Origin of the sequence: Methylocystis parvus, assembly GCF_049675845.1 — a bacterium.
GTDB lineage: Bacteria > Pseudomonadota > Alphaproteobacteria > Rhizobiales > Beijerinckiaceae > Methylocystis > Methylocystis parvus_A.
The window spans coordinates 3,547,450-3,571,624 of the sequence record NZ_CP187161.1; the positions used below are offsets into that span (position 1 = coordinate 3,547,450).

At 66.0% G+C, this 24,175-nt stretch carries 23 protein-coding genes and 3 pseudogenes; 15 read left to right on the forward strand and 11 right to left on the reverse strand.

Annotated features, from left to right (window positions below; all coding sequences use genetic code 11):
* Window positions 1–103 precede the first annotated feature (103 nt).
* A complete protein-coding gene (locus ACPFMJ_RS18330) occupies window positions 104–346 on the reverse strand; it encodes a hypothetical protein (RefSeq protein ID WP_424361330.1) in 243 nt (80 codons plus the stop codon).
* A gap of 232 nt (window positions 347–578) precedes the next feature.
* Between ACPFMJ_RS18330 and ACPFMJ_RS18335 the strand changes: the two genes are divergently transcribed.
* Both ACPFMJ_RS18335 and ACPFMJ_RS18340 read left to right on the forward strand, forming a co-directional pair.
* The gene (locus tag ACPFMJ_RS18335) at window positions 579–1,256 is read left to right on the forward strand and encodes a tRNA1(Val) (adenine(37)-N6)-methyltransferase (protein ID WP_424361331.1); all 678 of its coding nucleotides are present in this window, start codon (window positions 579–581) and stop codon (window positions 1,254–1,256) included.
* The gene (locus ACPFMJ_RS18340) at window positions 1,249–1,746 is read left to right on the forward strand and encodes a GNAT family N-acetyltransferase (RefSeq protein ID WP_424361332.1); all 498 of its coding nucleotides are present in this window, start codon (window positions 1,249–1,251) and stop codon (window positions 1,744–1,746) included. The genes ACPFMJ_RS18335 and ACPFMJ_RS18340 overlap by 8 nt, the downstream gene beginning before the upstream one ends.
* A gap of 77 nt (window positions 1,747–1,823) precedes the next feature.
* Here ACPFMJ_RS18340 and ACPFMJ_RS18345 read toward each other — a convergent pair whose 3' ends face one another.
* From ACPFMJ_RS18345 to ACPFMJ_RS18370, 6 genes are all read right to left on the reverse strand, one after another.
* Window positions 1,824–2,204 (reverse strand): hypothetical protein, encoded by a 381-nt coding sequence (locus ACPFMJ_RS18345; RefSeq protein ID WP_424361333.1) that lies wholly within the window; start codon window positions 2,202–2,204, stop codon window positions 1,824–1,826.
* Window positions 2,205–2,258: 54 nt separating this feature from the next.
* The gene (locus ACPFMJ_RS18350; protein WP_424361334.1) at window positions 2,259–3,740 is read right to left on the reverse strand and encodes a PAS domain-containing sensor histidine kinase; all 1,482 of its coding nucleotides are present in this window, start codon (window positions 3,738–3,740) and stop codon (window positions 2,259–2,261) included.
* Between the two features lie 106 nt (window positions 3,741–3,846).
* Window positions 3,847–4,260 carry a L,D-transpeptidase gene (locus tag ACPFMJ_RS18355; RefSeq protein ID WP_424361335.1) on the reverse strand — a complete coding sequence of 138 codons (414 nt, stop codon included), beginning with the start codon at window positions 4,258–4,260 and terminating at the stop codon, window positions 3,847–3,849.
* Between the two features lie 87 nt (window positions 4,261–4,347).
* Window positions 4,348–4,557 carry a hypothetical protein gene (locus ACPFMJ_RS18360; protein ID WP_424361336.1) on the reverse strand — a complete coding sequence of 70 codons (210 nt, stop codon included), beginning with the start codon at window positions 4,555–4,557 and terminating at the stop codon, window positions 4,348–4,350.
* A 112-nt stretch (window positions 4,558–4,669) separates the two neighbouring features.
* Window positions 4,670–5,791 (reverse strand): tlde1 domain-containing protein, encoded by a 1,122-nt coding sequence (locus ACPFMJ_RS18365; RefSeq protein WP_424361337.1) that lies wholly within the window; start codon window positions 5,789–5,791, stop codon window positions 4,670–4,672.
* 232 nt (window positions 5,792–6,023) lie between these two features.
* Window positions 6,024–7,184 carry a DUF2778 domain-containing protein gene (locus tag ACPFMJ_RS18370; RefSeq protein ID WP_424361338.1) on the reverse strand — a complete coding sequence of 387 codons (1,161 nt, stop codon included), beginning with the start codon at window positions 7,182–7,184 and terminating at the stop codon, window positions 6,024–6,026.
* A 148-nt stretch (window positions 7,185–7,332) separates the two neighbouring features.
* Here ACPFMJ_RS18370 and ACPFMJ_RS18375 point away from each other — a divergent pair, with 148 nt between their 5' ends.
* Window positions 7,333–8,265 carry a glycine--tRNA ligase subunit alpha gene (locus tag ACPFMJ_RS18375; protein ID WP_424361339.1) on the forward strand — a complete coding sequence of 311 codons (933 nt, stop codon included), beginning with the start codon at window positions 7,333–7,335 and terminating at the stop codon, window positions 8,263–8,265.
* A 3-nt stretch (window positions 8,266–8,268) separates the two neighbouring features.
* Here the strand turns inward: ACPFMJ_RS18375 and ACPFMJ_RS18380 are convergent, their stop codons facing one another.
* Window positions 8,269–9,177, reverse strand: coding sequence for a diacylglycerol/lipid kinase family protein (locus tag ACPFMJ_RS18380; protein ID WP_424361340.1), 909 nt, complete (start codon window positions 9,175–9,177; stop codon window positions 8,269–8,271).
* A gap of 464 nt (window positions 9,178–9,641) precedes the next feature.
* On the opposite strand from ACPFMJ_RS18380, the gene ACPFMJ_RS18385 reads away from it, so the two are divergent.
* Entirely contained in the window at window positions 9,642–10,028 is a 387-nt protein-coding gene (locus ACPFMJ_RS18385; protein ID WP_424361341.1) for a hypothetical protein, read from the forward strand.
* Window positions 10,029–10,136: 108 nt separating this feature from the next.
* On the opposite strand, the gene ACPFMJ_RS18390 is transcribed toward ACPFMJ_RS18385, so the two are convergent.
* Entirely contained in the window at window positions 10,137–10,724 is a 588-nt protein-coding gene (locus tag ACPFMJ_RS18390) for a gamma-glutamylcyclotransferase (protein WP_424361342.1), read from the reverse strand.
* 247 nt (window positions 10,725–10,971) lie between these two features.
* Between ACPFMJ_RS18390 and ACPFMJ_RS18395 the strand changes: the two are divergent.
* The 7 genes and pseudogenes from ACPFMJ_RS18395 (at window position 10,972) to ACPFMJ_RS18425 (ending at window position 18,617) form a co-directional block, all read left to right on the forward strand.
* Window positions 10,972–14,425, forward strand: a pseudogene (locus ACPFMJ_RS18395) (chromosome segregation SMC family protein).
* A gap of 163 nt (window positions 14,426–14,588) precedes the next feature.
* Window positions 14,589–15,608, forward strand: a complete 1,020-nt coding sequence (locus ACPFMJ_RS18400; protein ID WP_424361343.1) for an AI-2E family transporter — start codon at window positions 14,589–14,591, stop codon at window positions 15,606–15,608.
* Window positions 15,609–15,961: 353 nt separating this feature from the next.
* The gene (locus tag ACPFMJ_RS18405) at window positions 15,962–16,285 is read left to right on the forward strand and encodes an AtpZ/AtpI family protein (RefSeq protein WP_424361344.1); all 324 of its coding nucleotides are present in this window, start codon (window positions 15,962–15,964) and stop codon (window positions 16,283–16,285) included.
* Window positions 16,286–16,370: 85 nt separating this feature from the next.
* Window positions 16,371–17,138 (forward strand): F0F1 ATP synthase subunit A, encoded by a 768-nt coding sequence (locus ACPFMJ_RS18410; protein WP_424361345.1) that lies wholly within the window; start codon window positions 16,371–16,373, stop codon window positions 17,136–17,138.
* A gap of 45 nt (window positions 17,139–17,183) precedes the next feature.
* Complete coding sequence (locus ACPFMJ_RS18415) at window positions 17,184–17,408, forward strand: F0F1 ATP synthase subunit C (protein WP_424361346.1); 225 nt, start codon at window positions 17,184–17,186, stop codon at window positions 17,406–17,408.
* A 116-nt stretch (window positions 17,409–17,524) separates the two neighbouring features.
* Entirely contained in the window at window positions 17,525–18,109 is a 585-nt protein-coding gene (locus ACPFMJ_RS18420; RefSeq protein WP_424361347.1) for an ATPase, read from the forward strand.
* 13 nt (window positions 18,110–18,122) lie between these two features.
* Window positions 18,123–18,617 carry an ATP F0F1 synthase subunit B gene (locus ACPFMJ_RS18425; RefSeq protein ID WP_424361348.1) on the forward strand — a complete coding sequence of 165 codons (495 nt, stop codon included), beginning with the start codon at window positions 18,123–18,125 and terminating at the stop codon, window positions 18,615–18,617.
* 39 nt (window positions 18,618–18,656) lie between these two features.
* On the opposite strand, the gene ACPFMJ_RS18430 is transcribed toward ACPFMJ_RS18425, so the two are convergent.
* Both ACPFMJ_RS18430 and ACPFMJ_RS18435 read right to left on the reverse strand, forming a co-directional pair.
* Window positions 18,657–19,256: a hypothetical protein gene (locus tag ACPFMJ_RS18430; RefSeq protein WP_424361349.1), complete on the reverse strand. Its 600-nt coding sequence runs from the start codon at window positions 19,254–19,256 to the stop codon at window positions 18,657–18,659.
* Window positions 19,257–19,273: 17 nt separating this feature from the next.
* Entirely contained in the window at window positions 19,274–19,807 is a 534-nt protein-coding gene (locus ACPFMJ_RS18435) for an invasion associated locus B family protein (protein WP_424361350.1), read from the reverse strand.
* Window positions 19,808–20,169: 362 nt separating this feature from the next.
* Between ACPFMJ_RS18435 and coxB the strand changes: the two genes are divergently transcribed.
* The 4 genes and pseudogenes from coxB to ACPFMJ_RS18455 all read left to right on the forward strand — a co-directional run bounded on the left by coxB (window position 20,170) and on the right by ACPFMJ_RS18455 (window position 24,113).
* Entirely contained in the window at window positions 20,170–21,039 is an 870-nt protein-coding gene (gene coxB / locus ACPFMJ_RS18440) for a cytochrome c oxidase subunit II (protein ID WP_424361351.1), read from the forward strand.
* Between the two features lie 171 nt (window positions 21,040–21,210).
* Window positions 21,211–22,786, forward strand: a pseudogene (locus ACPFMJ_RS18445) (cbb3-type cytochrome c oxidase subunit I).
* A gap of 71 nt (window positions 22,787–22,857) precedes the next feature.
* Window positions 22,858–23,433 (forward strand): annotated as a pseudogene (cyoE, locus tag ACPFMJ_RS18450) (heme o synthase); the annotation flags it as partial.
* Between the two features lie 86 nt (window positions 23,434–23,519).
* The gene (locus ACPFMJ_RS18455; protein ID WP_424361352.1) at window positions 23,520–24,113 is read left to right on the forward strand and encodes a cytochrome c oxidase assembly protein; all 594 of its coding nucleotides are present in this window, start codon (window positions 23,520–23,522) and stop codon (window positions 24,111–24,113) included.
* Window positions 24,114–24,175 lie beyond the last annotated feature (62 nt).

The window sequence follows — 24,175 nt, forward strand, 5'->3', positions numbered from 1 at the left end:
CAGCCTAAACTTTTAACGGCCGGGAATTTACGGCCTTGCGCCCTTACCGGCAAGTCGACGCCCGGACAAGGCGGGGAAAAGGCTTTTTTGCAGCGCTGCGGGCTCAGTTCAACGGCTCGCTCCCCTCCGCCGCCACCGCCCGGGCGAGGCGCTCGGTCTGCTCCGCGACCCGGTTCGCCAGGATTGCGAGCCTCCTCGCCGCGTCGTTTTCGGCTCCGGCGCAGAAGTTGTCTATCGCGAACTCCAATCCACGGCAGCAAAAAGCGAGTTCGTCGAGCCGCCGGCCAAGCTCGGCGGGCTTGACGAGGCCCTGGTCTTTAACTGCGCCATAGAGACGGATGGTCATCGGGAAACCTGCTTTTGCATGGGGTTAGCTCCCGCATGCCGCGACCTCTTGCCACGGGGCCGGCAAGCGCAGGGTTAAGCGAAAGGATAAAATTCTACCGGTCGCGGCCGGCATTTGGTCACGCTGGAGGGCGAAAGGTTCCAAGCATCAATGCGCTGGGGCGGCAGCGCCGCCGCGCGGAAAAATTTTACGCGCTTGTGGAGAAAATCGCGGCGTGTGACTTTCCCGCGCCATGAGCGGCGGCGACGATACAGATGCTTTTCTCGATGGGCGGCTGCGCCTGCGGCAGGGGCGGGGCCATCGCGCCGGCCATGACGCGGTGCTGCTCGCCTCTCTCACGTCCCCTGATCAGACCGGCCTCATTCTGGACATTGGCGCGGGGGCGGGGGCCGTGGGGCTGATGGCGGCCGCGCTCGCTCCGGCGGCGACTGTGGGGCTCGTCGAGATCGACCCGGAGACCTGCGCGCTGGCGCGGGAGAATGTCGCAGCGAACGGCCTCGATGTCCGCGTGACGGTCCATGAGGCGGACGCGACCTCCGCGAGGTCCCGCCGGGCTGCGGGTCTAATCGACGAGCGGGCGGCGCTCGTCCTCACCAACCCGCCTTTCTACGAAGAGGGGCGCGTGCGCGTGACGCCCGACCCCGGCAAGGCCCGCGCCCATGTCGCCGCCGTTCCTCTTTCGGAATGGGTGCGCGGCGCTCTGGCCCTGCTGGCCCCCGGCGGAACCTTCGCGATGATCCACCGCGCCGACGCGCTCTCCGCCTGCCTCGCGGCGGTCGAGGGGCGGCTGGGCGGCGTGACGATCCAGCCCGTCTTCTCGAAACCCGGCGCGCCAGCCGTGCGGATCCTGCTCAAGGGGGTGAAGGGGTCGCGCGCGCCGCTGGCCATATTGGAGGGGCGGCGTGCCTAGGCCCGTCTGGCGCCCCTTGCGGTTCGAAGATCTGGACCCGCTCTGCGGCGTCGCGGCGGCGGTTCATCCAAGCCTGCCTGAGAGGCGGGAGGTATTCGAGGAGAAGCTGCGGCTCTTCCCCGCCGGCTGCTTCGCGCTGGATTCGGCGGGCGCGCTCGCGGGTTACGCCATCTCCCACCCATGGCGGCTTTACGAGGTTCCGCCGCTCGACGCCTTTCTGGAAAGACTGCCGGACGCGTCCGACGGCCTCTATCTGCACGACGTCGCCGTAACGCCCGCGGCGCGGGGACATGGCGCGGGGGCGGCGTTGATCGAGCGGTTGAGCGATATCGCCCGCAAGAAGGGCTTAGGCGCGATCGCCTTGACGTCGGTTTATGGAAGCGACGCCCTCTGGCGGAAACTGGGCTTCGAAGCCGCGCTCGACAACCGGCTCGCCGGCAAGCTCAATAGTTACGGATCAAGCGCAACTTACATGATCGTGCGTGTCTGAACGCACCTTAAGCAAAGAGATCCAGAACAGCCCTCGCCATTCTGGATCTCCTGGTCGCGGGCGTAGAAACCGTCGCCTTATTCCACGATGCTCGCGCGCAGGATCAGCTTGGCGCCGTCGCATTCCGCATAGCCGACGAGGCCGCGGGCCTGCTGGCCGCCGCTCGCCGGCGGGTGGCCCTTCCACACGCAGCCCTTCTTTCCGTCGGTGCGGTCGGTGAGGGTGATCGTGTAATTGGCGCCCTCGGCTTCGCCGGTGAATTTGTAGGTCAGCAGGGAGCCGTTATCCATCTGCATCGAGGCGTCGCCGCTGATCTTGCCGCCTTCCGTCTTGACGTTCCAGTTTCCCTGCGCGCCCTTGACGCCGCCGAGATTTTCTTCGGTCACGATCCAGGTCGCCGCGAAAGCGGGGGCGCTCGTCGCCAGCAGCGCGGCGACGGCCAAAGCGGATTTCTTCATGGTCTTCCTCCCAATGTCATTCTTGCAAGACCACCTTGGCGGCCCGACACACATCTAGGCAAGCGGCGCCCTGACGGCAATGCGCGGCGCCGGCAGCCGCACGATAAATTCGCTGCCCCGCCCCACTCCCTCGCTTCTGGCTTCAATGGTCCCGCCATGCAGGTCGACGAGGCTGCGGGCGAGCGCGAGGCCGACGCCGAGACCGCGCTGGGAGGCTGGATCGCCGGCCTGGGCGAACATCTCGAAAATGGAGACGAGCATCTCGGGCGCGATGCCCTGGCCGTTGTCGCGCACCGTCACCACGGCCTCGTCGCCCTCGCGGCGCGCCGAAAGCTCGATGCGGCCGTCGGGGTCCGTATAGCGCGCGGCGTTGTTGAGGAGGTTCGCGAAGACCTGGGTGAGCCGCACTGGATCGCCATTGATCGGCAGCGGGGTGGCTGGGAGATCCGTGACGAGCGCGTGGCGCTTGGAATCGAAATTGGGCTGGGCCAATTCGACGGCGTGAACGAGGAGTTGGACGAGATCGGATTCGCTGCGATCCAGCGAGATCTTTCCGTGGTCGATGCGCATCACGTCCAGAAGATCGTTGACGAGGCGCGACAGATGATCGACCTGACGCCGCGCCATTTGCAAGACCGCGCGCTTTTTCTCGCCGGCGGGCGAAGCGTCGCGATCGGAGAGTTGCCCGAGCACGTCGACCGCGTTGCTGATCGGCGTCAGGGGACTGCGCAATTCATGCGCGAGCGTTGCGAGAAACTCCGACTTGCGGCGATCGGACTCGCGAAGCGCGTCCTCCATCTCCTTGCGCTCGGTGATGTCGTAGACGGCGCCCATGGCGCGCTCCGCCTTGCCCCGCGCGTCGAAATAAACTTCGCCCTTCGAGGCGACCCAGCGCATCGCCCCGTCGTCGGCGCGCACAACGCGGTAGTCGTGATCGATGATCCCCTCTCCGGCGAGGGCGTCCTGCATCATCTTCTCCGCGGCCGACCGATCGTCCGGATGCACGCGCGCGATGAAATCCTCATAAGCGAGCACCGAGCCTTTGGGCAGGCCGTAAATTTCGTACCATTCGGCATTGAGATAGGTGCGGTTCGGCGCGATCTCCCAGTCCCAGACGCCGATATGCCCCGCCGACTGCGCGAGGCGCTGCCTTGCGAGCGCCTGCCGCAACGCTTCCTCGGCCTCTTTTTGCGGCGTGATGTCGTCGCAGAAGATGATCACGCCGCCAATGGCGCCGTTGGCGTCGCGCCAGGGGCGGGTCTCCCATTTCAGCCAGATCGCCGAGCCGTCGGCGCGGCGAAACTCGTCCTCCGCCTCGCGGATGGTTTCGCCGGCGAGGGCGCGCCCGTGCACTTCCTTCCAGCGCTCCGGAATTTCAGGAAACACGTCGCAATGCGAGCGGCCGAGCTCGATATGTTCGATCCTGTGATTGACGAGCCAATAACGGCTGTAGGCGAGATAGCGCATCTCGCGGTCGAACATCGCCGCGCCGATGGGCGCGTCTTCGATGAAGATCCTCAAGCCGGCCAAATGCATGAGGCTGCGTCCTCGGCGAGAGCGGGATCGGCCGCGCAAAGATGCGGGCCGCGCCGTCATTTATGCGGCGACGGCTCGCGAGGCCAGAGAAAAACGCGGCCCAGCTTCAGCGTCCGCCGGAAATCGTGATGCGCGCGCCTTCCCGCTTCACCATGCCGTAGAGCAGCGCCGCATGGCCTGGCGAGAGCCGCACGCAGCCATGCGAGACCGGTCGCCCCAGCGAGCCGGTCGCATAGGTCCCGTGGATCGCGTAACCGCCTGAGAAGAAGATCGAATGCGGCATCGGCGCATCGTCGTATTTGCTGGAGTAATGCATGCGCTTCAGCGCGCGCGCCGAAAAGACGCCGCGCGGCGTCCGATAGCCGGGCCGCGCCGTCGACACCGGCCAGCTATAGCTGCCCTCGGACGAGGCTACGTGCATACGCTGCCGCGAAAGATCGATATGGATGCGCACTTTCGCGGCCGCCTCCGACGCCGCAAAGGTCGCCGCGAGGAGCAGGAGCCAGAACCGCAAGCGCATCTTTTCTTCCTCGGCGCCAGCGCGGATGGCCGGCCTATCAACACAATATGCGTAGCGAAAGCCCGCAGTCGAGCCCGGGCGCGCCTGTCAGGCGGCAACGCGCTCCTCCTTGAGCAGAACCCGCGCGCGGGCGCCGCTATGGGCGGCGATGACGGCGTTGGCGAGGTCCGCGCGCGACGAGCCCGCGACCTCCGTCGCGACGAGGGTCAACTCGCTTGATAACGTGTCGTAGGCGAGCCTGTCGCCGAGCGGCGGTTTCGGGGCGGGCGTTGTCGAACTCAGCTTGAAGACCGCCATGCGGCCGCGACGGACCCATGGCGATCGGCGTTGAACAGGATGTTCAAGCGCTGAAAATGCGAAAAGCCGGCGAGGACGCCGGCTTCTCAAATCGCAGACCTGTTTGCGCGTCTTACATCCGCGCCACGACGACGAGGCGCCGCACCTCGCCGCGCTTGTAGGCGTTGAGGAAGGCCTGATAGTCCCGGAAGGAGACGCAGCCATTGGAGTCGCCGTTCGGCCCCAGCATGTAGGTGTGCGCGAGCAGGCCGGCGCGGCCATACACGTCGCCGTTCGGCGTGAGGCGAAGCGCTTCGACGCCATGAAACAGCGCCTCGCGCGGCGAGAGCGTGTAGACGGCCGGTGGCGTCGGTCCCTTCATGCGGACATGCACGTAGCGCGGATCGTCGAGATGCTCGCGCAGACCCGAATGGGCTTCGAGCCGCGAGCCGTCCGGCATGTAAACCGTGTGGGCCGAGATGTCGTAGACGGCCGTGCCGCCGCCTGCGCGCGGGGCGGGGCCGACAGCGGTGGTTTGGGCCGGCGCGGCGGGCGCTGCGGGGCTAGTCAGGCCGCCGAAGAGGCCGCCCGCGGACGGCTCCTGCGGGGCGTAGGCCAAAGCCTGCTGGACGGGCGCCGCCTGCTGGCGGCGGGCGTTGCGGCCCGCGGGCGCCGTCTGCGGCTGCGCGGCCTGCTGTTGCTGAGTCGCGCCGGCGCCGCCGAAGATTTTCTCGAAGAAGCCGCGATTGTCGCCGGGGACCGGGGCCTGGGCCGTCGGCGCGGGCTGGGTCGGGAGCGCCGCCTGACGCAACGGCGCGGGCTCGACGGTCTTGCTGGCGAGGTTCTTCAGCTCAGGCGGCCGATGGGGCGGCAGCGGAACGTCAACCTCGGGATAGGTGGGCGCCGCTTCTGCGACCGTCGCGGGGGCCGGCTGCGCGGCCTCCGCATTCGCATCGGCCGCAGCCTGCGGCTGAGCCGATGCGGTCTGCTGCGCGGGGCGCAGATCGGGGGCCGTCGCGGCGGCGGTGCGCGCCCAGGGCCCGAGGCCGACGACCATCGGGCCATAGGGATTCACGGCCGGCGCCGGTTGCGGCGCTGCGGCGACGACCGGCTCCGGGGCTGTCGGACGATGGAGCCCGTGCCAGAAGGCGAGCAAGCCAAGGGAAAGCGAACCTGCGCCGAGAACCGTATAGGCGAAAAGCCGGCCGCGATCGCGAGACAAGAAGCCATGTAGCGTGTGGGTATTCTTCACCATCCGCCCCCGAATGATCTTTGCGCTGCGCTTTTCGACTGCTTGGCCCGGGCGGATTCAGCGAATCACTTCTCCGGAGGCATGTTCGAGGCGCGCAAGTACGCCGCAGCAACACTTTGGAAAAGCATCGCGGCCTTGCTTGGGCTGGAATTAGGCGAAATCCTGGCTGTGAGCGGGCGCTTCGGTGGAGCGTCAAGGTCGTGTCCGGGCAGGAAAATCAAATCCTGCCCGTATCTTACATATGCGAGACGACGGCGAGGCGCCGGATTTCGCCGCGCTTATAGGCGTTCAGGAAAGCGTGGTAGTCGCGGAAGGACACGCAGCCATTCGAGTCGCCGTTGGGGCCGAGCATGTAGGTGTGCGCGAGCAATCCAGCCCGATTGTAGATGCGGGAACCGCCGCCGCCGACCGGATTGAGGCGCAGCGCCTCGACGCCGTGGAACAGCGCCTCGCGCGGCGTCAGATCATAGAGATGCGGCGGCGTCGGGCCGCGCATCCGCAGATGGACGTAGCGCGGATCGTCGAGATGTTCGCGCAGGCCGGAATGCGCCTCGAGCCGCGTGCCGTCCGGCATGTAAACCGTGCGCGCGGAGATGTCGTAGACGGCGGTGTAGCGATCGTAACGCGCGGCCGGATTGGCCGGCGCGACGGCGCTGCGCAGGCCGCCGAAGAGGCCGCCGGCGTCGTTCGCTCCGGCATAGGCCATGGCCTCGCGGCGGCTCGTCGCCTGCGGCGCGGCGGCCTGGGGGGCGCCGCCAAAGAGCCGCTCGAAGAAGCCGCGATTGTCCGCCGGGCCGGACGGGACGACGGTCGTGCGCGCGATCTCCTGCCGCGCGATCTGGCGAGGCGCCGGCGCGGGGACGGGCGCCGAGGGGACGGGCGCGGAGGGGACGAGCTCTGCCGGAACGGGGGCGGTCGCGACCGTTTCGCGGCGCTGCTCCTTCGGCGTCTCGGGCTTCAGCGCGATCGTCAGCTCGGCCGGCCGGTGCGGGGGCGTGGGAACGTCGGCGAAGACGGGAGCCTGGGCGACGGGCTCGGCCAGCGCCGTCCGCAGTTCGGACGGCCGCGTCGGCGGCAGGGGCGCCGCTTGCGCCTTGTCCAAGCCGATCGGCGCCGCCTCGGCATAGGCCAAGAAGACATTGTGCGGCTTCGCCCGTGCGCTGCGCGGCGCAAAGGCGCCCGGCGCATGCGGGCCGATATCGGAGAGATAGGAGCCGCGCAAGCCGACCACGCCGCTGCTCGGCGCGGCTTCGGCCGCGTCCGGCGAAGGGTCGACCGGGCTCTGCGGGAAGAGAAGCCCGCCGGCGAGGACGGCGGTCAGGAGAGCGCCAAGGGCCGGAACGATCCGGCGGACGCCGCGAAAGGCAGGAACGCGAGGATACAAAACGGTACGCATGTCCAGACGCTAGCGCGCGAGACTTTCGGAATGGTTGCCAAGCGCTTTCTTCGCTACCGAGGTTTTGGTTCAAATTGAAACGAGTTTGCGGCATTGACCCGGCGACGCGGCGACCGTAACGCTGCGCGGGACGCTACAGGAAGCAAAGATGACCCCCGAAGCCGATTACCTCTCCCCGACCCGCTCCTTCCAGGGCCTGATTCTCACCCTGCAGAATTACTGGGCGGCGCAGGGCTGCGTCATTTTGCAGCCCTATGACATGGAGATGGGCGCGGGCACGTTTCATCCGGCGACGACGCTGCGCGCACTTGGGCCGAGGGCGTGGCGCGCGGCCTATGCGCAACCCTGCCGGCGCCCCAAGGACGGGCGTTATGGCGAGAACCCCAATCGCCTGCAGCACTATTATCAGTTCCAGGTCATCCTGAAGCCATCGCCGCCGGATCTGCAGCAGCTCTATCTCAATTCGCTCGCCGCGATCGGCATTGATCCGAAAGTGCACGACATCCGCTTCGTCGAGGACGATTGGGAGAGCCCGACGCTCGGCGCCTGGGGGCTCGGCTGGGAGTGCTGGTGCGACGGCATGGAAGTGTCGCAATTCACCTATTTCCAGCAGGTCGCGGGCTTCGAATGCGCGCCGGTCGCGGGCGAACTGACCTACGGCCTCGAGCGCCTCGCCTGCTATCTGCAGGGGGTCGACAGCATCATGGAGCTGAACTTCAACGGCCGCGAAGGCGCGGAGAAGGTCTCCTACGCCGACGTCTTTCTTCAGGCCGAGCAGGAATATTCGCGGCACAATTTCGAGGCCGCCGATACGGGCAAGCTCTTCGAGGATTTCAAGGACGCCGAGGCCGAATGCCGGCGCCTCCTCGATTTCGGCGCGGGCTCCGGCGACGAGATGCACCGCTTGGCGCTGCCCGCCTACGACCAGTGCATCAAGGCGAGCCACGCCTTCAACCTGCTCGACGCGCGCGGCGTGATCTCCGTGACCGAACGCCAGAGCTACATTCTGCGCGTGCGCGAACTCGCCAAGGCCTGCGGCGCGGCGTGGCTGAAGACGGCGGGCGGCGGGGCGAATGCGTAAGGCTCAGGCGAGAATGTCGAGCGTCTCGTCACCGGCGCAAATTTCAACGGGCATCCGGCCGAGATAGTCGCCGTCGATCTGCGCGGCGCCTTCCCCGCGAATCGTCACACGCCGCGTCGCCAGCTTGCGGACGCAGCCCGCGCCGTCGAGAGCGCCGGTGAGAAAATAGCGCATCAGCGCCAGCGTCGCGCGGGGCGAGATTTCCGTCAGCGCCACGAGAGACAGGCCGGGGCGCGTTACGTTTGCCGAGCGGTCGATGACAAAGCCGCCGCCGTAATGTTTCGCGTTGGAGACGACGACGCATTTCGCCCGCAGGACGCCGGCCTCCGTCTGCGCTTCCACGTCCGGAAAGCCGCCGCGCGCCAGGACCTTCGCGGCGGACACCGCGTAGGCGAGGCGACCGATCTTTCTCTTGAGCCCGAGATCGACGGTCTCGACCACCGCGGCGTCGAGGCCCGCCGACGCCATCAGCAAGAACGGCGCGCCATTGGCGCGGCCGATATGGAGCGGCTTCGTCTCGCCGCGCAAAAAAATATCCGCGAGCGCAGAGGCGTCCTCAGGGAGGCCGAGCTCCCGCATCAGGACGTTCACCGTGCCCTGTGGAATGACGCCGAGCGCCGGGCGTGAGGTAGGGCGGGCAAGCAGCCCGCAAACGGCCTCGTTGATGGAGCCGTCGCCGCCCGCGACGAGCACCGCGTCGGCGCGGGCGGCTTCGGCGAGCCGCCTTATTTCGCCGGGGCCAGCCGCGATCTCGAGGGAGACGCTACGGCCGCCTTTCGTCAGGCGCGCCGCAACGTCCTTGGCGAGCCGCCGTTTGTCGCCGCCGGCGCTCGGATTGACGATGACGAGGAAGCTTTCGGGCGGCTTGCGCAACGCGTCTTTCCCCGCAGGCCGCTCGGTTTCGGCATTCACATTGACGCTCCCGGTTACTGATTCGCGGAGATAGCAGGCGCGCGGTAAAGGCGCCGCTTACCGGGCCGGTTTGCCGCAAAAGCGCCCGGAAAAACCTGCTTTTTAGTCTAAATATCCGAAATATCTCGCAAATTCTGTCCAGGCGGCTTGACCTGTGCGAAAAAATGCCGCAGTCGCGCATTTCTCGCGGTGTTTCACCTTGAAACAGTCGACGGGCGCGCCAACTCAATGGCGAGGGTTATGTTCGGAATCTAACATGCGCGCTGCCGCACATCCGCAGGATACGACCTCTGGCATAAAGGGCAGCGAGACGGATGACCGTCTTGCGTCGCTTCTCTCGCGACGCGGAGCGCGCCTGTCGGAGTCTTGTCCAGGAACCCGGGGTTCCGGCGGGCGCGCGCCTTGACGTTGTGCTGCGTTTGTTCTTATGATGTTCTAGTTTCGCTCCCTGGAGCAGGGCTGTCATGCAACGCTACAATTTTACGATCTCCCCTCTGCGCCGCGCCGGCAAGGCGTTGAATCCACGCGGGCAGGAGCTCGATTCCCTCGCGGGCGCGGATGCGCTTCGCGGCCATTTCTTCTCCTGGCGGGGGGTGACGGGCCGTCGGTATGTCTGCTCGGTGTTCCAGCGCGGGGAGGAAGGTTTCGTATCGGACGTCGAGAACGGCGTCATCATCGGCGTGGCGCGCGACGGCGCGGCGCTGCGCCCCGTATGCCTGTTCTCGGCCGGCGAAAGCCGCGCCCCGGCGTTGCGTCAGTTGGCGCAGGAGCTTGGCGTCGTCGAGTGGCATGTCCATTTCTGCCCGGACGTCGAGACCGTTCGCGATCTTGCGGGATCGCTGCTGAACTGAGTGGATTGCGTTCGTTGCGTGTGTCGCGTGCGTTCTGTTCGTCGAGGCGTTGCGTGAGCGTCGGTTGAGCGTGGCGTGAAGTTCCGCGTCGAGCGTTTTTCTGCGTTTCTAACGGCCGGGGCTTGCCCCGGCCTTTTTTTGTTCGGGAACCGCCGCGCGGCAAGAGCAGCTGTCGAGGCGGCGCACGATCTCGCCAAGCTCCTCGTCCCGGATGTCGAGTTGCAAAAGATGCTCGTAGGTATTCCGCACATAAGCGGGATTGTCGCCATTGATCCCGACGCCTTCGGCGACCAGCCGCGCCATCTCCTCAAAAGGCAGTCGGCCGGCATATTGGCAGTGGCTGCGGTCGACCACATAGGCGAGCGCGTTGACGCAGCCGCCTTCGGCGAAGCGAATCCCCACGGTCTTTTCGAGATAGACCGAGGTCACCAGTTCCCGTTCGCGCAGATAGGAAACCGTCTTCTCCCGATCCTTCGCGGCGACGCGAAAGGCCACGCCCTGGCAGGACCCGCCCTTGTCGAGCCCGAGAACCAGCCCCGGCCGCTCTGGCGTGCCGCGATGGACATGCGAGAAAATGCAGAGCGAGCGGTGATAGCCATGGACCCAGGCGAGAGCGCTCTCGACATAATCGAAGCCGGGCCGCCACATCAGCGAGCCATAGCCGAAAACCCAGAGATCCTGGTTGCAGGAAGCCATCGCCGCCAATCCGATTCCTCGATCGATTCACCCGCGCGTTTTCATTTTTTCGGCCGGGCCGCCGCAATGCAACAGGAAAAAGACGGCGCCGCGACTCGCCAAACGCCTCCCGGAGCCGACGGCGGCGCGGCCAGGAGCGCGGCCGTTCGCGGATAAGCCTTTACCCTCAAGCGTCTGCCATTCTTCCCACAACATATTGCGGGCGTTTCCTTGCATTCGTCATTCTTTTGTGGCGCATTTTTAAACCATGAAATTCGAACGCCTGAGACTTCTGGGCTTCAAGAGCTTCTGCGAACCGACCGATTTCCTGATCCAGCCGGGCCTCACCGGCGTCGTCGGGCCAAACGGATGCGGCAAGTCGAATCTCGTCGAGGCCCTGCGCTGGGTCATGGGCGAAAACTCCTATAAAAACATGCGCGCGTCCGGCATGGACGACGTGATCTTCTCCGGCGGCGGCTCGCGCGCCGCGCGCAATTTCGCGGAAGTGGGCCTCGTTCTCGACAATACGGCGCGTCTGGCGCCCGCGGCCTTCAACGACGCCGACACGATCGAAGTCACGCGCCGCATCGAGCGCGAGCAGGGCTCGACCTATCGCATCAATGGCAAGGAAGCCCGCGCCCGCGACGTGCAGCTCCTCTTCGCCGACGCCGCGACCGGCGCGCGGTCCCCTTCGCTCGTGCGGCAGGGCCAGATCGGCGAGCTCATCTCCGCGAAACCCCAGGCGCGCCGCCGTATTCTCGAAGACGCCGCCGGCGTCGCCGGCCTCCACACGCGCCGCCACGAAGCCGAGCTTCGCCTCAATGCGGCGTCTGAAAATCTGACGCGCCTCGAAGACGTGCTGAAGCAGGTCGAGAGCCAGGGCGACAGCCTGCGCCGGCAGGCGCGGCAGGCTTCGCGCTACCGCGAACTCGCAGCGAAGATCCGCCAGAACGAGGCGCTGGTCGCGCTCGTCTCCTATCAGATCGCCTCGGACAGCCTGCGCGACGCGGCGCGAAAGCTCGAGGCGGATATTCTCAACGTGCAGACCCGCACGCTGGAGCAGGCCGAGGCCGCCAAGCTCCAGGCCATCGCCGCCCATGAGCTGCCGAAGCTTCGCGAAAAGGAGGCCGAAGCCGGCGCCGCCGTGCACCGCCTCGTCGCCGCGCGACAGGCGCTGGAGGCCGACGAAGAGCGCGCCAAGCAGCGCATTTCCGAGCTGGCCCGCCAGATCGAGCAATTCATGCGCGATCTCGAGCGCGAGCGCGCGCTGATCGAGGACGCCGCGCAAGTCGCCGAACGGCTGGAGGAGGAGCGCGCGGAGCTCATCGGCGCCGATTCCTCCGATGGCGATCGCGAGGCGGAGGCGATCGAGCGCCTCGCCGAGATCGAGGCGGCGCTCGCGGAGACCGAATCGCAGCTTTCCGACGCGCAGCAGCAGCTCGCCGGCGTGAACGCTCGCCGCGCCTCGCTCGAATCCGCTTTGCGCGACGAAACCGGCCGCGTCGCCCGCTTCGAGGCGGAGCTCACGCGCCTCGACACGGAATTCGCCCTGATCGCGGGGCAGGGCGGCGGCGCCGAAGAGGCCGCGCGCCTCGCCGAGGCCTTCGAGATGGCCGCCGAGGAGGCCCGCGCCGCCGACGAGGCCGCGCAGATGGCCGAAGAGGCCCAGCGCGAGGCGCGCGAGACAGAGTCGGCCGCCCGCCAGCCCGTGGAGCAGGCCGCGCTCAAGGCGCAGCGGCTGGAGACGGAAGTCCGCACGCTCGAAAACCTTTTGCAGTCCGCTTCCGGCGGCCTGTGGGCGCCGGTCGTCGAGAGCATGGCGGTCGAAAAGGGCTATGAGACGGCGCTCGGCGCCGCGCTTGGCGACGATCTCGACGCCTCCGCCGAAACCTCCGCCCCGGCCCATTGGGCGCTGACGCCGGACGCGGGCGATCCGCCTTTGCCGCCCGGCGTGCGCTCGCTGGGCGAGATGGTCGAGGCGCCGCCGGCGCTGCGCCGCCGCCTCGCCCAGATCGGCGTCGTTCTGCGCTCCGAGGGCGAGAACCTTCGCAAGCTCCTGAAGCCCGGCCAGCGGCTCGTCTCCAAAGAAGGCGATCTGTGGCGCTGGGACGGTTTCACCCAGGCCGCCGAGGCGCCGACCCCGGCCGCCCGTCGCCTCGCCGAGAAGAATCGCCTCGCCGATCTGCGCGCCGAAGCCGAACTCGCCCGCGCCCAGGCCGACGCCCTCGCCGAGGAGCTGGAGGACGCCCGCGAAGCGACGCGGCTCGCGACCATGGCCGACGCACAGGCCCGCGACGCCCAGCGCCGCGCCCGCGTCCGGCTGGAGGAGGCGCGCGAGCGCCACGCCGCCGCCGAGCGCCGCCTCGCCCAGATCGGCCAGCGCCTTTCCGCGCTGGAGGCGGCCAAGGCCCAGACCCTCGCCAATCGCGACGAAGCGAGCCAGAAGCGCGACGAGATTTCGGCGCAGCTCGACGCGCTGGAGGAGCCGGCCTCGCTCGCCGGCATGCTGGAAAGCCTGCGCGCCCGCGCCATGGTCGAGCGCGCCCAGGCCGGCGAAGCCCGCGCCGCGCTGACCAGCCTGCGAAGCGAGGCGAGCGCCCGCGTCTCCCGCGTCAACGCCATCGCCCGCGAGATCGCCTCCTGGGCCGAGCGCCGCGACCGCGCGCAGGACCGGCTGGGCGAACTGGAAGAGCGCCTCGAATCCGCCCGCGAAGAGCAGGAGCGCCTCGCCGAAGCTCCCGACGCCTTCCTCGACCAGCGCCGCACGCTGTTGAACGCCCTGCAGGACGCCGAAGCCGCGCGCAGCGACGCCTCCAACGATCGCGCCGCCGCCGAGACCCGCCTCGCGGAAGCCGATCGCGCCGCCCGCGCCGCGCTCGACGCCATGAGCGTCGCCCGCGAGGAAAAGGCCCGCAGCGAAGCGCAGCTCGAGGCGGCCAAGCAGCGCGCCGCCGACATTGAGCGCGCCATCCAGCACGATCTGGAAACGACCCCCGCCGCGCTCGCCGATCTCGCCGGGGTGAAGGAAGGCGACGAACTGCCGGAGATCGCCGAGATCGAGAAGCGGCTCGAAGTCCTGCGCGCCGATCGCGAGCGCCTCGGCGCCGTCAATCTGCGCGCCGAGGACGAACTCGCCGAGGTCGATACCCAGCGCGACAAGATGATCGCCGAACGCGACGACCTCGCCGAGGCGATCAAGAAATTGCGCGCCGCCATCGCCAGCCTCAACAAGGAGGGCCGCGAGCGCCTCCTCGCCGCCTTCGACAAGGTCAACGCCCATTTCAAGGAGCTGTTCACGCTCCTGTTCGACGGCGGAACGGCGGAATCCAGCTCATCGAGAGCGACGATCCGCTGGAGGCCGGCCTCGACATTCTCGCCCGCCCGCCCGGCAAGAAGCCCGCGGCGATGTCGCTGCTCTCGGGCGGCGAGCAGGCGCTCACCGCCATGTCCTGATCTTCGCGGTGTTTTTGACCAACCCCTCGCCGATCTGCGTGCTCGACGAGGTCGATGCGCCGCTCGACGATTACAATGTCGAGCGTTTCTGCGACCTCATCGACGAGATGCGCAAGAAGACCGACACGCGCTTCGTGACGATCACCCACAATCCGATCACCATGGCCCGCATGGACCGTCTCTTCGGCGTCACCCAGGCCGAGCGCGGCATTTCGCAGCTCGTCTCGGTCGATCTGGAGCAGGCGGAGAAGTTCGCGCTGGCGAGCTAAATGTTGGGGCTGATCCCCGAGGCCGGCTGCTCTCCCGACCGGAATTTTCCGGGCGTCGGCGCGCTGAATCGACCTAAATGAACGCTGTGAGGCCGGCGCCTGGCAAGGCGTGCGCCGGCCAGCTTGCGAGGTCCATCCAGCCGGTCCCCGTTGAGGAGCGCCTATGGGGAGAGCAGAATTCATCCGGCGTTCGCTCATCTTCATCTCCCTGGCATGCTTGCCTTTTGTCGTTTGGCGCCTGTTTGGCGTCATCCTGCTCGCGACCGCCGCCGCGCTTGTCGCGGCCCTGATCCATCTCGTGGCCGAACCCTTTCGCTTCCTGCGCCTGCCAAGAGGCCCGGCCCTGATCCTGTCGGGCCTTCTGATCGCGGCGGTTTTGAGCGCGGGCGCTTATCTTTCCGGCGCGATGATCTCGGCGGAGCTCCAGGAGGTCTTGCATCGGGCGGAGGAGGCGCGAGAGGCGTTTGCGACCCAGCTAGAGAGATTGGGGCTCGACGGCTACTTGCCCGATCTCGGCAAGGGTTTCTCGGCGGCCGCATTGCTCGCCAAGATTTTCAGCGTCAGCGGCGAGGCGTTCCTCGCGACATTGGCGGCCGTCTTCGTCGGCGTCTTTCTCGCTGGCGAGCCGGAGCTTTATCTCGACGGGCTGACGCTGCTGCTGCCCCCGAGCTGGCGGGCCAATGCGAGCGATACGCTGTTGCATGTCGCCATGGCGCTGCGGCTCTGGCTCATCGGCCTATTGTTCGAGATCGTCTCCGTTGGTCTGCTCGGCGGTCTCTCCGTCTGGCTCATCGGCCTTCCGTCGCCGATCGCGCTCGGCGCCATTACCGGGCTCGCCGAATTCGTTCCCTATATCGGCCCGATCCTCGCGATCTTTCCGTCCGTGATCGTCGCGGCGACCGTCAGCCCCTTCGCCATGCTGACCACCGCGGCGACCTATTTCGTCATTCACCAATTCGACGGAAACGTCATGATGCCGATCATTCAAAGCAGATTGGTGCGGATCCCGCCGGCGCTCATGCTGATCAGCATCGCGGTGGTAGGGTCCCTGTTTGGAATCGCCGCGACGATCCTCGCCGCTCCGCTCACCGTCATGCTGTTCGTCGTCGTCAGCAAGCTGTATGTGCGCGACGCTCTGGGCGAGGAAGCGATATTGCCCGGCGATCCGGTCGCTGGCGATTAGCCCCGGCGCGGCCTTTTGCGCTGCAAACCTGGCTCATGCGCCAGCAGAAACGGGCGGCGAAGGGCGTGGAGCGCCCCGTCCGGCGGGGGCGCGCCCTTTCGCGCTGCGAAAAGTTTGGGCGCGCGATTTGTCGCAAGTCCAGAAAATCCTGTGATTTCAATGCGGTTTGTGTCTTTCTGTCCGCCTTGACTTCACTGTGCCCCGTCAATATGTTGCGCGCGGCTCGAAAGGGCTTGGCCGAAAGGCCGGGTTTTTTCGATTTGCCGCTCCCGGAACCGGATAATCCCCCGAACAAGCCGTCCCCGGCCATCGTTCAATTTCGCGCGCCGCTTCTGGCGTGGAGGAGAGATGCGATGATCGAAGACGACAAGCGGGACGCCGAACAGGACGCGCTCAATGCGCGGCTCGAGAAGCTCAACGCGACGCTGAAGCAGCGTCAGGAAGAGCAACTCGCCAAGGAGGCGCCGCCGCCCGAGCGATCGGGGCTGTCGAAAGCGCTGAGCGTCGGGCTCAACGCCTTTTCCGAATTTGCGGGCGCGGTGCTGGTCGGCGGGCTCATCGGCTGGAAGGCGGATGAATGGCTCGGCACCAAGCCCTGGCTGATGATCGTTCTTCTCGGTCTCGGCATAGCGGCTGGCTTTTGGAACATCTATCGCGTCGCCAAGCCCAAGGCCTGAGCGGGCGCGATCGTAAACGAGACCCAGGGCGCGGTTTTCGCGCCCTCACAATCGAGGGCCGGGCTTGACCGCTCGGGCAGGGACGATGAGCAACGAAGCAGCGGCCGCGCCGAATCCGATCGAACAATTCGAACTGCACCGCTACTTCCCGCACGAGATCGCGGGCTTCGAGACCTCCTTCACCAACGCCTCGCTCTACATGCTGCTCGCGGCGCTCGGCGTCGTGCTGCTGATGGTCGTCGCGACCTCGCGCAAGGCGATCGTGCCGGGCCGCTTCCAGGCGCTCGCCGAAATGCTTTACGAGTTCGTCGCCAATACGGTGCGCTCGACGGCGGGCAAGGAAGGCATGAAGTTCTTCCCCTTCGTCTTCTCGCTGTTCTCCTTCATCCTGATCTCGAACCTGATCGGGTTGATCCCCTACACCTATTCGGTGACCAGCCAGATCGTCGTGACCGGCGCCTTCGCGCTGCTCGTCATTCTGCTCGTCACCGCCTACGGTTTCTACCGGAACGGCTTCGGCTTCATTAAGCTCTTCGTGCCCCATGGCGTGCCGCTCCCGGTGCTGGTGATCCTCGTGCCGATCGAGATCATCTCCTTCCTATCGCGGCCGGTGTCGCTCTCCATTCGTCTTTTCGCCAACATCCTCGCGGGCCACGTGACGCTCGCGGTGTTCGGCGGCTTCGTGGTGCTGCTGCTCGCGGCCGGCGGCGTCTATCAGGCGCTGGCGCCGATCCCGCTGCTCGCCATCGTCGCGCTCTATGCGCTGGAGTTGCTCGTGGCCTGCCTTCAGGCCTTCGTCTTCAGCGTCCTCACTTGCGTCTATCTCAACGACGCGATCCATCCGGGCCACTGATAAACATCCAACAATAAACGTCGCCCAATAAAGCAGGAGAATACTATGGCTACTGAAATGCAACTGGTTGGCGCGGGTCTCGCCGCGATCGGCACCGGCGCTGCGGCGATCGGCGTCGGCCTCATCTTCGGCAACTTCGTCAACGGCGCCCTGCGCAATCCGTCGGCGGCCGCTTCCCAGTTCACCAACGCGATCATCGGCGCGGCGCTCGCCGAAGGCCTGGGCATCTTCGCCTTCGTCATCGCGCTGCTGCTGTATCTGAAGGCCTAAGGCTTTCCTGCAAGACCTTCGCGAGGCGCGCTTTGATGCGCGCCTCGCTTGTTACGCCCCGCAGAGGCGCTCCGCGTTCGAACCGCGCGCCGCGTCGAAGACTTTGGATCATGTCCATGGCGATCATCTCTTCCGCCCACGCCGCCGAGGCCGAGCAGGAAACCCAAGCGACGCACGAGTCTGTCGGCGCGCCGGGCGGCGAAGCCCATCACGAGGGCGTCTTCCCGCCCTTCCAGACCGAGAATTTCGCGCCGCAGCTCGTCTGGCTCGTCCTGATCTTCGGCTTCCTCTACATTCTCATGTCGCGTCTCGCGCTGCCGCGCGTCGGCGGCATCATCGAGAATCGCGAGCAGAAGATCGCCTCCGATCTCGACGCTTCGCGCGAGATGCAGGCCAAGGCGCAGGCCGCCGCCGCAGCCAATGACGAGAATCTGCGTCTGCGCCGCGAAGAGGCCCAGACGATCGGCCGCGAGGCCCAGCAGAAGATCGCCGACGAGGCGAGCGCCCAGCGCGCCCGCGCCGAGGCCGACGCCGCCGAGAAGATGCGCGCGGCCGAGGCGCGCATCGGCAGCGCCAAGAACGCCGCCCTCGCCAATGTCGAGGAAATCGCGCTCGACGCCGCCGCTTCGATCGTCGAAAAGCTGACGGGCGCTCCGGCCGACCGCGCCAAGCTCGCCGCCGAATACAAGTCCGTGAACTGAGGAGACGCGTTCCATGCATTTCGACGCGGAATTTTACGTCGCCGTCGGCTTCACGATCTTCGTGCTCGTGCTGCTCTGGGTCGGCGCCCATTCCAAGTTCGCCGCCCTGATCGACGCGCGCATCAACCGCATCAAGGGCGAACTCGCTGAAGCCGAGCGCCTGCGCGCGGAAGCCGAGTCGCTGCTCGCCTCATTCGAGAAGAAGCGTGAAGAAGCCGAGGCGGAAGCCAAGGCCATCGTCGCGCAGGCGAAGGAAGAGGCCGAGCTCATCGCCGCCGAAGGCAAGCGCCGTCTCGATGAATTCATGGCCCGCAGCGTGAAGCAGGTCGAGCAGAAGATCGCTCAGGCCGAAGCGCAGGCCACTGCGGAAGTGCGCGCCGCCGCCGCCGACGCCGCGGTGAAGGTCGCCGAGCGCGTCCTCGCCAAGGGCGGCGCCAAGGACTTCGTCGCCGCCGGCATCAACGAGGTGAAATCGCTGGCCGAGCGCGCGCGTTACGTTTCGAACTGAGGCGCGAAAGAGCGCTGAAGGAATTGAGGGCCGAGCGCTTCAGCGCCGGCCCTTTTTCTTGGCCCGAGCCGGCTTGTCGCCGGCGTCCGAAGCCGCGCCTTCCGTGAAGCCGACGACAATCTCATATTCTTCCTGCGCCTTCGCTGTGGCGGGCGTTGAGATCGGATCGGCCAGCAGGCGGAAATCCGTGCGGGCGGCGCTCGCGGGGATCGTCGCGTTGACGCGATAATTCTTGGACGTGACGACCGAGTTGTCCTTGATTCGCATAAGCGCCACGCGGATCGTCCCGGCATAAGCGCCCGGAGCCCCGGCCGGGCCCAGCATGGCGTCGCCCTCGACGCCGACCTTGATCGTCAAATTGCCGCCGTCCAAGACACATTCGCGCGCGGTGGACTTGATCGAGATCTGGTGATGCACGCTGGCCGCGTCGGCGCCGGCGGGGGAACGGATCATCTGGCCGCCGTCCTGGACGATAATGACCGGACAATCTGTCGTGGCTCCCGGGGTCTGCGGCGCGCTCTCGCCGCCACCGAGCATTTCCGGCATGCCGACCTTCGGCAACTCGAAAGCCGCCGCGTCCTGCGCCGCGAGGCTGGCCGCGAGGGCGAGCGTCGCCAATCCTGCAAAAGCTGTCTTCATTAAGCGCACGCGCTCCGTCAGGGGAGTTTGGAATAGCCTTCCTTGAAGCCCTGGAGGGTAAGTGGAAGGCCGATGCCTTCTTCAGGCACCTGATGAATGATGAAGGTCGCGGTCTTGCCGGTCTTGAGCTGGTCGATCAGCTTGTCGTCCATGACGACTTCCGCGACGCAGCCGGTCGGCAGACATTTGACAAAACCGGCGCGTCCAATGTCGGTTTCGTCGATTTTCAGACCCAGTCCGTTGGGAAGCAGAACGCCGAGCGGCGCGATGACCCGCAGCAGGCGACTTTTGCCGTCCACTGTTTTCAGGACGATGACGACGAGATTGACGTTGTTCTTGTCTTCGGCGACGACGCTCTGAATCAGCGCGCATTGTTCCGCCGTCGCGCCGGCTGGCGTTTCGCAGCGGATTTCCCAGTCGCCATATTTCGATTTCACCGCCCCTTGCGCGCAGCTCTCGCCGGCGCCGGCCACCGCGAGGAAGGCTCCGGCGAAGGCCGCGACGAGATGTCGCAACGGGATGGGAAATGTCGCGGCGCGCAAAGGCTTCATGTTGGCTCCAGCAGCATAGATGCCTCCATCCGCCGAGTATGGCGGCGAAAACGGGCCGCGTCTGGGCGGCGCGCCGCTTCGGGAGTGGCCCCGTTTGCCTAGCAAATGAACCCGCCCTGTCAAGCTGCGCGGCGCCATAGAAGCCCTTCGCCGGCCTCCCTCGCTACGGCGCCGCAACCTTGCCGAAGCCTTTCCGGCGCGACTATTTGTCTGCGAAAATACGGCGACGCAGCAATTGCGCGTGACCTGCGTTTGTGGTTGAACCGGGCCATGTCGGGCGAATGCTCTCGGCGGCGGAAGCGCGTCCGAAATTTGCATAAAAAACCAAACTGACTGACGAGAAGGTGCGAAAGGCGACCTGCATGTCCACGGGCAATCGAAACTACCTTTCCGGACGAGCGCTTGCGGCGGCAGTTGCGCTTCCGGTCATCCTCTTCGCCGGCATCGCCTACGCCCAGGTCGAGGGTCAACCGACCCCCGGCGGCATCGGCCTGCCCGCGACGGTGACTGAGGTCGGCCGCGAGACGCAGGCGTTCTACAACGCGCTGCTGCTTCCCATCATCACCTTCATCGCGCTGTCGGTTCTCGGCCTGCTGCTTTACGTCTCCTGGCGCTACAACGAGCAGTCCAACCCCGTTCCTTCCAAGCTCACGCACCATACGGGCCTCGAGATCGTATGGACGCTGGTTCCGATCCTCATCCTCGTCGCGATCGCCATTCCTTCGTTCCGCATCCTCGCCCATCAGGTGGAGATCCCGGAATCGAAGATCACGATCAAGGTCACTGGCAACCAGTGGTACTGGTCCTACAAATATCCCGAGGATCAGGGCGGCGGCTTCGGCTTCGATCAGCTCATGAAGCAGGAAGCGGATCTTCAGCCGGGCGAGCCCCGACTGCTCGCCGTCGACAATGAGGCGCTCGTTCCGCTGAATGAGGTGGTTAAACTCCAGATCACCGCGTCCGACGTCATTCACTCCTTCGTCATTCCCGCTTTCGGCGTCCGCATGGACGCGGTTCCGGGCCGTCTGAACGAGACGTGGTTCAAGGCCGAGAAGGAGGGCGTCTATTACGGCCAGTGCTCCAAGATCTGCGGCAAGGACCATGCCTTCATGCCGATGGCCATCCGCGTCGTCAGCCGCGAGAAATATGACGAGTGGCTGGCCGAATCGAAGAAGAAGTTCTCCGCCGCCGAGTCTCCGACGCGCCTCGCCTCGAGCGAGCAGGCTCGCTGATACCGACGCAAGACAACATAAGACATCGAGGGACAAACGATGGCGAGTTCGACTGCCGGAGCGCATGGCCACCCCACGGGCCTCCGCCGCTTTCTCTTCTCCACGAACCACAAGGACATTGGCACGCTCTACCTGATCCTCGCCGTCATCGGCGGTATGGTCGGCCTGCTCATGTCCATCGGCATCCGCGCCGAGCTCATGTATCCGGGCATCAACGTGTTCCCGGGCCTGGCCAAGCTCATCAATGGCGCTGATCCGTCCATGGGTCTCGATCCGGCGAAGAACCTCTACAACGTCTTCATCACCGCCCATGGCGTGCTCATGATCTTCTTCATGGTCATGCCGGCGCTGATCGGCGGTTTCGGCAACTGGTTCGTGCCGATCATGATCGGTGCGCCGGACATGGCCTTCCCGCGCCTCAACAACATCTCGTTCTGGCTGCTCGCCGTCTCGCTGATCCTGCTGGTCATGTCGATGTTCGTCGAGGGCGCGCCGGGCATGATGGGCTTTGGCGGGGCTGGATCGTTGTATCCCCGCTGTCGAGCAACATCGGCCATCCCGGTCCGGCGATGGATTTCGTCATCCTCTCGCTGCATCTCGCGGGCGCGTCGTCGATCCTCGGCGCGATCAACTTCATCACCACGATCTTCAATATGCGCGCGCCTGGCATGACGCTGCACAAGATGCCGCTCTTCGCCTGGTCGGTGCTGGTCACGGCGTTTCCTGCTGCTCTGTCGCTCCCGGTTCTCGCCGGCGCGATCACGATGCTGCTGACCGACCGCAACTTCGGCACGACGTTCTATGATCCGGCCGGCGGCGGCGATCCGCTGCTGTTCCAGCACCTGTTCTGGTTCTTCGGCCATCCCGAAGTCTACATTCTCATCCTGCCGGCCTTCGGCATCATCAGCCACATCGTTTCGACCTTCTCGCGCAAGCCGGTCTTCGGCTATCTCGGCATGGCCTACGCCATGGTCGCCATCGGTTCGTCGGCTTCGTCGTCTGGGCGCACCACATGTACACGGTCGGCCTGTCGCTGAACGCGCAGCGCTACTTCGTGTTCGCGACGATGGTCATCGCGGTGCCGACGGGCATCAAGATCTTCTCCTGGATCGCGACGATGTGGGGCGGTCGATCTCGTTCCGCACGCCGATGATCTGGGCGATCGGCTTCATCTTCGTGTTCACGATCGGCGGCGTCACGGGCGTCGTGTCTCGAACGCCTCGGCATCGACCGTTCGCTGCACGAGACGTACTACGTCGTCGCGCACTTCCACTACGTGCTGTCGCTCGGCGCGGTGTTCGGCGATCTTCGCGGGCTGGTACTACTGGTTCCCGAAGATGACGGGCTACTCTACAACGAGACGCTGTCGAAGCTTCACTTCTGGCTGACTGTTCATCGGCGCGAACCTCACCTTCTTCCCGCAGCACTTCCTCGGCCTGCGGGCATGCCGCGCCGCTATATCGACTATCCGGACGCCTTCGCGCTCTGGAACTACATCTCGTCGATCGGCGCGTTCATCACGTCGGCTGGCCATGCTCGATCTTCTTCTTCGGTCATGTTCGAGGCCTTCATCAAGAAGGAGAAGGCGGCCTCCAATCCGTGGGGCGTGGGCGCACGACGCTGGAATGGACCCTGTCGTCGCCGCCGCCGTTCCATCAGTTCGAGGTGCTTCCGCGCATCTCCGGTTCCGGCCATCAGTAAAAACGATCGTAATACTGGCGCGGCTGCGCGCCAGCCGATGACTTGAACGCCCGCAGTTTCTGCCATCAAAATCAAAATCTAAAAGCGGCGCCTTCCTATCTCGGCGATCACGTCCAAATCGGCGACAGCGACCTGATACTTGAGCCAAGTGTCGGCGATTTCATTCAGCTCATGAAGCCGCGCGTGATGGCGCTTGTCGTTTTCACCGCTCTTGCCGCCATGCTGGCCGCTCCCGGCCCGATTAACCCGGTCCTTGGCACCATCGCGATCATCACGATCGCCATCGGCGCCGGAGCATCGGGTGCACTCAACATGTGGTACGACGCCGACATTGACGCGCGCATGGCCCGTACCGCCGCCCGTCCTCTGCCGCGCGGCCGCGTCACCGCGGATGAAGCTTTGAGCTTTGGTGGCGTGCTTGCTGTCTGCTCGGTGCTGACGCTCGGCGTGCTGGTGAACTGGACCGCAGGCGCGCTGCTCGCGATCACCATCGCTTTTTATCTTTTCGTCTACACGATGTGGCTGAAGCGCCGGACGCCCTACAATATCGTTATTGGCGGCGCCGCGGGTGCGTTTCCCCCCATGATCGGTTGGGCCGCGGTAACGGGCGGCATCAGCTTCGACAGCGTTCTGCTGTTCCTCATCATCTTCATGTGGACGCCGCCGCACTTCTGGGCGCTCGCGCGTCATCGGGATCACCGTGGCGCTGCTCGCTGTGCTGTTTTACGCCGTCACGCTCGTGAAGCTCGGCGGCGCCGTCGCGAACCGGCAGATCTGACATGACCCAGCCCGCCCGCCAGACGAAATGGAGCCCGCGCGCCCTCGCCGCGGCGCTTGTCGTCGGTTCGGTCGGCATGCTCGGCCTGTCCTTCGCCTCGGTCCCGCTCTATCGCGCCTTCTGCGCTGCGACGGGCTTTGGCGGCACGCCGCAGGTTGCGAAAGCGAGCGCGACGAAACAGGGCGAGCGGCGCCTCGTCGTGCGTTTCGACGCCAATGTCGCGCGTGACCTGCCATGGCGCTTCGAACCGGAGGTCGCGAAGATCTCCCTGCGCACCGGCGAGACCACGACCGTCTATTACAAGGTCGTCAACAACTCCGACAAAGAGACGAGCGGGCAGGCGGCTTATAATGTGAGCCCCGACCAGGCCGGCGCTTTTTTCGTGAAGATCGCCTGCTTCTGCTTTGACGAGCAACGCCTCGGACCGCATGAGACGGCCGAATGGCCCGTCGTCTTCTATCTCGATCCCGCGCTCGAAAAGGACGAAGCGATGCGACGGGTCGAGGAGATCACGCTTTCCTATTCCTTCTATCCGACCAAGACGCCGGCGAAAGCCAAGACCAGCGACGCGGCCGGGCAGAAGCCCAAAACCTGACCCCCGGCTCTGCGCGGGGGGTCGAGCTCGAGTCCTGACCCCCGGCTGCGTTGGGGGGCGCT

Excerpts from the sequence above, each read along its gene's own strand:
- ACPFMJ_RS18330 (WP_424361330.1), bottom strand. The coding sequence starts at position 346 with ATGACCATCCGTCTCTATGGCGCAGTTAAAGACCAGGGCCTCGTCAAG.
- ACPFMJ_RS18335 (WP_424361331.1), top strand. The coding sequence starts at position 579 with ATGAGCGGCGGCGACGATACAGATGCTTTTCTCGATGGGCGGCTGCGC.
- ACPFMJ_RS18345 (WP_424361333.1), bottom strand. The coding sequence starts at position 2,204 with ATGAAGAAATCCGCTTTGGCCGTCGCCGCGCTGCTGGCGACGAGCGCC.
- ACPFMJ_RS18350 (WP_424361334.1), bottom strand. The coding sequence starts at position 3,740 with ATGCATTTGGCCGGCTTGAGGATCTTCATCGAAGACGCGCCCATCGGC.
- ACPFMJ_RS18355 (WP_424361335.1), bottom strand. The coding sequence starts at position 4,260 with ATGCGCTTGCGGTTCTGGCTCCTGCTCCTCGCGGCGACCTTTGCGGCG.
- ACPFMJ_RS18360 (WP_424361336.1), bottom strand. The coding sequence starts at position 4,557 with ATGGCGGTCTTCAAGCTGAGTTCGACAACGCCCGCCCCGAAACCGCCG.
- ACPFMJ_RS18365 (WP_424361337.1), bottom strand. The coding sequence starts at position 5,791 with ATGGTGAAGAATACCCACACGCTACATGGCTTCTTGTCTCGCGATCGC.
- ACPFMJ_RS18370 (WP_424361338.1), bottom strand. The coding sequence starts at position 7,184 with ATGCGTACCGTTTTGTATCCTCGCGTTCCTGCCTTTCGCGGCGTCCGC.
- ACPFMJ_RS18375 (WP_424361339.1), top strand. The coding sequence starts at position 7,333 with ATGACCCCCGAAGCCGATTACCTCTCCCCGACCCGCTCCTTCCAGGGC.
- ACPFMJ_RS18385 (WP_424361341.1), top strand. The coding sequence starts at position 9,642 with ATGCAACGCTACAATTTTACGATCTCCCCTCTGCGCCGCGCCGGCAAG.
- ACPFMJ_RS18390 (WP_424361342.1), bottom strand. The coding sequence starts at position 10,724 with ATGGCTTCCTGCAACCAGGATCTCTGGGTTTTCGGCTATGGCTCGCTG.
- ACPFMJ_RS18400 (WP_424361343.1), top strand. The coding sequence starts at position 14,589 with ATGGGGAGAGCAGAATTCATCCGGCGTTCGCTCATCTTCATCTCCCTG.
- ACPFMJ_RS18405 (WP_424361344.1), top strand. The coding sequence starts at position 15,962 with ATGATCGAAGACGACAAGCGGGACGCCGAACAGGACGCGCTCAATGCG.
- ACPFMJ_RS18410 (WP_424361345.1), top strand. The coding sequence starts at position 16,371 with ATGAGCAACGAAGCAGCGGCCGCGCCGAATCCGATCGAACAATTCGAA.
- ACPFMJ_RS18415 (WP_424361346.1), top strand. The coding sequence starts at position 17,184 with ATGGCTACTGAAATGCAACTGGTTGGCGCGGGTCTCGCCGCGATCGGC.
- ACPFMJ_RS18420 (WP_424361347.1), top strand. The coding sequence starts at position 17,525 with ATGGCGATCATCTCTTCCGCCCACGCCGCCGAGGCCGAGCAGGAAACC.
- ACPFMJ_RS18425 (WP_424361348.1), top strand. The coding sequence starts at position 18,123 with ATGCATTTCGACGCGGAATTTTACGTCGCCGTCGGCTTCACGATCTTC.
- ACPFMJ_RS18430 (WP_424361349.1), bottom strand. The coding sequence starts at position 19,256 with ATGAAGACAGCTTTTGCAGGATTGGCGACGCTCGCCCTCGCGGCCAGC.
- ACPFMJ_RS18435 (WP_424361350.1), bottom strand. The coding sequence starts at position 19,807 with ATGAAGCCTTTGCGCGCCGCGACATTTCCCATCCCGTTGCGACATCTC.
- coxB (WP_424361351.1), top strand. The coding sequence starts at position 20,170 with ATGTCCACGGGCAATCGAAACTACCTTTCCGGACGAGCGCTTGCGGCG.
- ACPFMJ_RS18455 (WP_424361352.1), top strand. The coding sequence starts at position 23,520 with ATGACCCAGCCCGCCCGCCAGACGAAATGGAGCCCGCGCGCCCTCGCC.